The sequence below is a fragment of the Acidimicrobiales bacterium genome, assembly GCA_036273495.1.
GTDB lineage: Bacteria > Actinomycetota > Acidimicrobiia > Acidimicrobiales > JAJPHE01 > DASSEU01.
The window spans coordinates 1-5,826 of record DASUHN010000365.1 but is presented as its reverse complement, the minus strand read 5'-3'; the positions used below and the strand labels follow the sequence as shown (position 1 = coordinate 5,826).

The 5,826-nt window shown below is 74.7% G+C and carries 6 protein-coding genes; 2 read left to right on the top strand and 4 right to left on the bottom strand.

The features are described from left to right. The coding region (locus VFW24_15545) for a heterodisulfide reductase-related iron-sulfur binding cluster (GenBank protein HEX5268180.1) at positions 1-484 on the top strand (484 nt) is incomplete at its 5' end. Continuing rightward, the gene (locus VFW24_15540) at positions 484-711 is read left to right on the top strand and encodes a hypothetical protein (GenBank protein HEX5268179.1); all 228 of its coding nucleotides are present in this window, start codon (positions 484-486) and stop codon (positions 709-711) included. The genes VFW24_15545 and VFW24_15540, both read left to right, overlap by 1 nt. A 17-nt stretch (positions 712-728) precedes the next feature. Here VFW24_15540 and VFW24_15535 read toward each other — a convergent pair whose 3' ends face one another. The 4 genes from VFW24_15535 to VFW24_15520 form a co-directional block, all read right to left on the bottom strand. Further along, complete coding sequence (locus VFW24_15535) at positions 729-1,778, bottom strand: TIGR00730 family Rossman fold protein (protein HEX5268178.1); 1,050 nt, start codon at positions 1,776-1,778, stop codon at positions 729-731. After that, on the bottom strand, positions 1,775-4,060 hold the full coding sequence (cofH, locus tag VFW24_15530; protein HEX5268177.1) for a 5-amino-6-(D-ribitylamino)uracil--L-tyrosine 4-hydroxyphenyl transferase CofH: 2,286 nt from the start codon (positions 4,058-4,060) through the stop codon (positions 1,775-1,777). Before cofH ends, VFW24_15535 begins: the two co-directional genes overlap by 4 nt. A gap of 19 nt (positions 4,061-4,079) precedes the next feature. Continuing rightward, positions 4,080-4,745, bottom strand: a complete 666-nt coding sequence (gene pgl, locus VFW24_15525; GenBank protein ID HEX5268176.1) for a 6-phosphogluconolactonase — start codon at positions 4,743-4,745, stop codon at positions 4,080-4,082. A gap of 13 nt (positions 4,746-4,758) precedes the next feature. Continuing rightward, positions 4,759-5,826 (bottom strand): glucose-6-phosphate dehydrogenase assembly protein OpcA (locus tag VFW24_15520; GenBank protein ID HEX5268175.1); only part of this gene is annotated, 1,068 nt, incomplete at its 5' end.

Sequence of the window (5,826 nt, the reverse complement as noted above, 5' to 3'; positions counted from 1 at the left end):
GCACGAGGTGGTGGTGGACTCGGCCGGCTGCGGGGCGTTCATGAAGGACTACGGCCGCCTGCTCGGTGAGCCGGGACGGGTGTTCGCGTCACGCGTGCGCGACGTGCACGAGTGGCTGGCGGGCCGGACCCTGCCACCGGGCACGCCGGTGCGGCGCCGCATCGCCGTCCAGGACCCGTGCCACCTGCGCCACGTGCAGCGGGCGCACCAGGAGGTGCGCCAGGTGCTGGCCCCCTTCACCGTTGAGCTGGCGGAGCTGGACGACGACGGGCTGTGCTGCGGTGCCGGCGGCTCCTACGCGGCGTGGCATCCCGACATGGCGGCGCGGATCCGGGACCGCAAGCTGGCGGCCATCGCCGCCACCGGGGCCGAGGTGGTGGTCAGCGCCAACCCGGGCTGCGCCATGCACCTGGCCGCGGCCGGACTCGAGGTGCGCCACCCCGTCGAGGTGATCGACGAGGCCCTCGGGGGCGGCCGGCGCTGATGGCCGACCTCGACGAGATCCGCTCCCGCCTGGAGCAGCTGGCCGAGGAGCTGGCCGACCTGGCCCTCGACCGCCTGCGCGAGGCGGCGTCGGCGGCGCGGGACCACGGCCAGGACGGCGCCATGGCGGACGCCGCCGCCGCCGAGCGCCGCATCACCCGCGCCCGTCGGTCCGTCGAGCGGGCCGTCGCCATCCTGTCCGACCGCGACGACCACGACGACGCCTAGGTCGGGAGCCTCGGCCCTCAGGCGCCGGGCACCGGCAGCTGGTTGAGGGCGTCGATCAGCCGGCGCAGCTCCCCGTAGCTGCGGTGGTTGAACCGCAGCGCCACCCGCTTGAGATCCAGCTTGTCCCCGTCGCGCGTCTCGACCGGGAACGGCCCGGTCACGTCGAGGGTCCCGGACACGCACAGATCGGAGAAGCGGCCGCGCAGCTCGGCCAGCTCCTCCCGCCCCGGAGCCCGCCGCACCCGGAGCACCAGACGGTCCCCGACCCAGCGCACCGAGTCGTAGTTGCGGTAGAAGCCGAGGATCTCCTCGGCCGCCCGCCGGGCATCGTCGGTGACGGTGAACAGGTGGCGGTCGTCGGGGGAGATCAGGCCGCGGACGGCAACCTCGCCCTCGAGGAACTCGTCCCAGCGCCCCCAGTAGGAGTCGTCGGGCATGTCGAGCATGACGATCGGCGCCGGGACCGACTTGCCGGTGTGCAGGAGGGTCAGCAGCTCGAAGGCCTCGTCGAGGGTCCCGAACCCGCCGGGCAGCACGATGAAGCCCGAGGACTCCTTCATCAGCATCAGCTTGCGGGTGAAGAAGTACTTCATCTCGACCAGCTTCGGGTCGGACGCGATGAAGGCGTTGGCGCCCTGCTCGAACGGCAGGCGGATGTTCACGCCGAAGGACCGACCCGGTCCGGCGCCCTCCTGGGCGGCGGCCATGATGCCCGGCCCGGCGCCGGTGACGACCATCCAGCCCGCCTCGGCCAGGGCGCGCGCCGCGGCCCGGGCCTGCTCGTACAGAGGCGCGTCGGGCAGGGTGCGCGCCGAGCCGAACACCGTCACCTTCGGCACGTCGCGATAGGGGGCGAACACCTCGTAGGCGTCCGCCATCTCCCGCAGGCCGGCGTTGGCGATCTTGAGGTCGAGGCGGTCGGCGGGACCGGTGGCCAGGCGCACCGCGGTGGCCATGATCTCCTCGAGCTGGTCCCGGTTGGCGTCGGCACCGACGCGGTCGAGGAGCTGGCGCACCAGGCCGTCGAGATCGGCGTCCCCGGTGATCGACCGGGCGGCGGCGCTCAAGCGGGGGACAGGCGGCCGTACAGCGTCGTGCGCTGCTCGAGGGGACGACCCAGATCGCCGACCAACCGGCTGAAGCCGTCCTCGTCCATCCGCTGGCCGTGGGAGGCCCCGGCGGCCCGGGAGATGTTCTCGTCCATCAGCGTGCCCCCGAGGTCGTTGGCCCCCGCCCGGAGGGCCTGGCCGGCCCCGGCCAGCCCGAGCTTGACCCAGCTGGCCTGCACGTTGTCGACCCAGCCCCGGTAGGCGATGCGGCCCACGGCGTGCATGAGCAGCGCCTCGCGGAAGGTCGGGCCCCGGCGGCTGCGGCCCTGCAGGTACAGCGGGGCGGCCATGTGCACGTACGGGAGCGGAACGAACTCGGTGAAGCCGCCGGTCTCCTTCTGGAGGTCGCGGGTGCGCACCAGGTGGCGGGCCCAGCTCCGGGGCTGCTCGATGGCCCCGAACATGATCGTGATGTTCGACCGGAGGCCGACCGAGTGGGCGGTGCGGTGGGCGTGCAGCCATTCCTCGGTGTTGACCTTGTCGGGGCAGAGCACCGCCCGCACCTCGTCGTCGAGGATCTCGGCCGCCGTCCCCGGCAGGGTGCGCAGGCCGGCGTCCATCAGCCGGCGCAGGTAGCGGTCCAGCGGCTCACCGAGGCGGCGGGCGCCCTCGGTGACCTCCAGGGCGGTGAAGCCGTGCACGTGGATGTCGACCGAGGCCCGGCGCACGGCGTGGAGCACCTCGAGGTAGTACTCGCCGTCGAAGTCGGGATGGATCCCACCCTGCAGGCAGACCTCGGTGGCGCCGGCCTCCACCGCCTCGGCCACCCGGCCGGTGATCTCGTCGAGGGTCAGCAGATAGGGCTGGCCCCGGAGGTTCAGCGACAACGGGCCCTTGGAGAAGGCGCAGAAGCGGCACTTGAAGGTGCACACGTTGGTGTAGTTGATGTTGCGGTTGGCCACCCACGTGACCACGTCACCGACCGTCTCCCGGCGCAGGTCGTCGGCCACCCCGGCCACCTCGACCACCTCGGGGCCGCGCGCCGAGAACAGGGTGACGATCTGGTCCTCACCGACCTCCTGACCGGCCAGCACGCCGGCCAGCACCTCACCGACGGGCGTGAGACCGGGCCGGCGCCGCACGTCGCTCCCGGCGCCGGGAACCGGCCCCGCCGTCCCGGCCAGGGCGGGCGGGGGGTCGTCCCCACCCGAGGCCCAGACGTGGTCCCGCCCCAGCCACTCGGCATCGGCCCGGTCGAGGACGGGCCGGCGCAGGGCCGGGTCGAGCCAGCGCTCGGGGCTCCCGGCCCACTCCGGGTGCACGGTGAGCCGGGGGGCCAGCGAGTAGCCGCGCGCCTCGGTCACCTGGCGGAGGCGGTCGAGGGCGGGCCAGGCCCGCTCCGGGTTCACGTGGTCGATCGTGACCGGGGACACCCCGCCCCAGTCGTCGATGCCGGCGTCGAGCAGCACGCCGAAGTCGTCGGTGAGGTTCGGGGGGGCCTGCAGGTGGACGTCGTCGGGCAGCACCAGGCGGGCCACCGCCACGGTCCAGAGGTACTCCTCGGGCGGGCAGGGCGGAGCGGTGTGCATGGCCGTTCCCGGCTTGGGCAGGAAGTTCTGGACGATCACCTCCTGCACGTGGCCGTGCCGGCGGTGGGCGGCGGTGATCGCTTCCAGTGCCTCCAAGCGGGCGGCCCGATCCTCCCCGATGCCGACCAGGATCCCGGTGGTGAACGGGATGGCCAGCCGCCCCGCCTCCTCGAGAGTGGCCAGGCGTCGCTCGGGGTCCTTGTCCGGGCTGCCGCGGTGGCAGGCCAGACCGGCGTCGAGGCTCTCGACCATCATCCCCTGCGACGCGCTCACCGGCCGCAGCGCCGCCAGCTCGTCCCGGTAGAGGGCGCCGGCGTTGGCATGGGGGAGGAGGCCGGTCTCCTCGAGGACCGCCCGGCACGCCGCCACCAGATAGTCGACGGTGGACGCGTACCCGTGCTCGTCGAGCCACCGCCGGGCGGGCTCGTAGCGCAGCTCGGGCCGCTCCCCGAGGGTGAACAGCGCCTCGTGACAGCCCGCCGCCGCCCCGGCCCGCGCCACCTCCAGCACCTCGTCGAGCGGCATGTAGGGCGCGGCCATGCGCGCCGGCGGCTGGGCGAACGTGCAGTACCCGCACCGGTCCCGGCACAGCTGGGTCAGGGGGATGAAGACCTTCGGGGAGAAGGTGATGCGGGCGCCGAACAGCCGGTCGCGCCGGGCCGCGGCGTCTTCCATCAGCCGGTCGAGGCGGGCCGACACGAGATCCGTCACGGCACCCACCTTAAGACCGTCAGAGGGGTGAGGCGGCCGGATCGACCAGCCACACGACCCGCTCCGATGTGACCCGGGCCGCGGGAAGGTCGGCCCCGCCGTGCACCGCCCGCATGGCCTCGGCCTTGGACTGCCCGGCCACGGTGAACACGACCATCCGGGAGCGGGCGATGCCGGCCAGGGTGAGCGTCATCCGCCGGTGCGGATTGCGCCCGTGGGGGTCCTCGTTGAGCGCCACCAGCTGGCCGGGGTCGGCGGCCAGGGCGGGCGAGTCCGGGAACAGCGAGGCGGTGTGGCCGTCGGGCCCCATCCCGAGGTGCACGACGTCGAAGAAGCCGAGCTCACCCACGATCAGCTGGTAGGGCTCGGGCCCGTCCTCGCAGCGCATGGGCCGGATGGTGTTGGCCGCCCCCACCCGCTCGAGCAGGGCCTGGCGCCCGAGCAGCTGGTTGGCGTCGGGGCTGTCGGGGGGCACGCAGCGCTCGTCGCCCCAGTAGACGTCGACCTTCCACCAGTCGATGGTCTCGGCGCCCTCGGCCGCCAGCCGCTCGTAGCAGGCACGCGCCGTCTCCCCGCCGGACAGGGCAATGGCGAACTGCTCCCGCGGCCGGTTCTCGTAGCAGTCCAGGACGTGGGCCACGAAGGCTCCCGGCACGTCCGGCGTCACGGTCAGCTCACCGTTCACCCGCCAGAGAATGTCAGAACATCTCCCCGGCCACGGCCAGAGCGGCCTCGTAGCGGGGATCCCGGCCGGGACGGGTCAGCGCCGCCGCCAGCAGGTGCGGGGTGTCGGAGCCCCCGTGGGTCTCGACCACGGTGGCCGGACCCAGGCGCGCCCGGGCGGCCCCGGGGCCCGACGCCGCCGCCGAGGCGCCGGCGGGCCAGACCGAGCCGGCTTCCAGAACGGCGGACTCGGCCCCGAGGTCGATCTCGGCATGCAGGCGACCGCCCCCGTCGGGGTCGGGCTCCAACCTGACCCGGCCCGGGTCGATGCCTGCCCGCTCGACCAGCCACCCCGCCAGCAGCCGGGAGGACCAGGCCGGCCCCGTCACCGCCACCTCGGCCCCGGCCAGGCCGGCCCGGCGCTCGGGGGGGTCGAACAGGCGCGCCAGGGCCCGGCGGGCGGGCTCGATGGCCAGCCAGGCCAGGTCGACCACCGGACGGCGCGCCGACAGGCGGGCCAGGTCGGCAGCCACGTCGGCCCGCCCGGTGGCGGCGGCCCGCTCCCCGCTGACGATCACGTAGCCGGCCGTCCCCACCACGGCCGGCGAGACGCCGCTGGTCCCGCCCGCCAGCCACAGGGCCACCGGCAGGTCGTGCAGAAGGAGCGGCTGCATCAGCGACTCCAGGTGCCCGCACACCGGCCCCCAGGCCCGAAGGACCACCACCTCCCACCAGAGGTGGCGCCCGGTCGCGTCGCTCTCCCGGAGCTCCACCCGGCCGTCCAGCTCCGGCTCGGCGCCGGCCCCGTCCGGGGTGGTGCACGGCACGAGCACCACGATCCGGCCGGGGTGGTGGGCCCCGAGGCCGGCCACCGACGCCACGACCCGCTCGGCGGCGGCGTCGACCGCGGCCACGACCCCCAGGTTGACCACGGCGGCCCGGCTGGCGGTACGGCCCGCCTCCTGCCGCAGCCGGTCGAGGCCGCGGATCACCTCGGACAGGTCGGTGTCCTCCCCGGACCACCTCCCGATGAGACCCTCGGTCACGGGCGCCGCGGCCGCGCCGGTCAGGGCCGCCGCCAGCGCCGGCCGGTGGACTCGATC

Bases quoted from the DNA above. Each gene is read 5' to 3' on its own strand.
- VFW24_15540 (HEX5268179.1), top strand. From the start codon at position 484: ATGGCCGACCTCGACGAGATCCGCTCCCGCCTGGAGCAGCTGGCCGAG.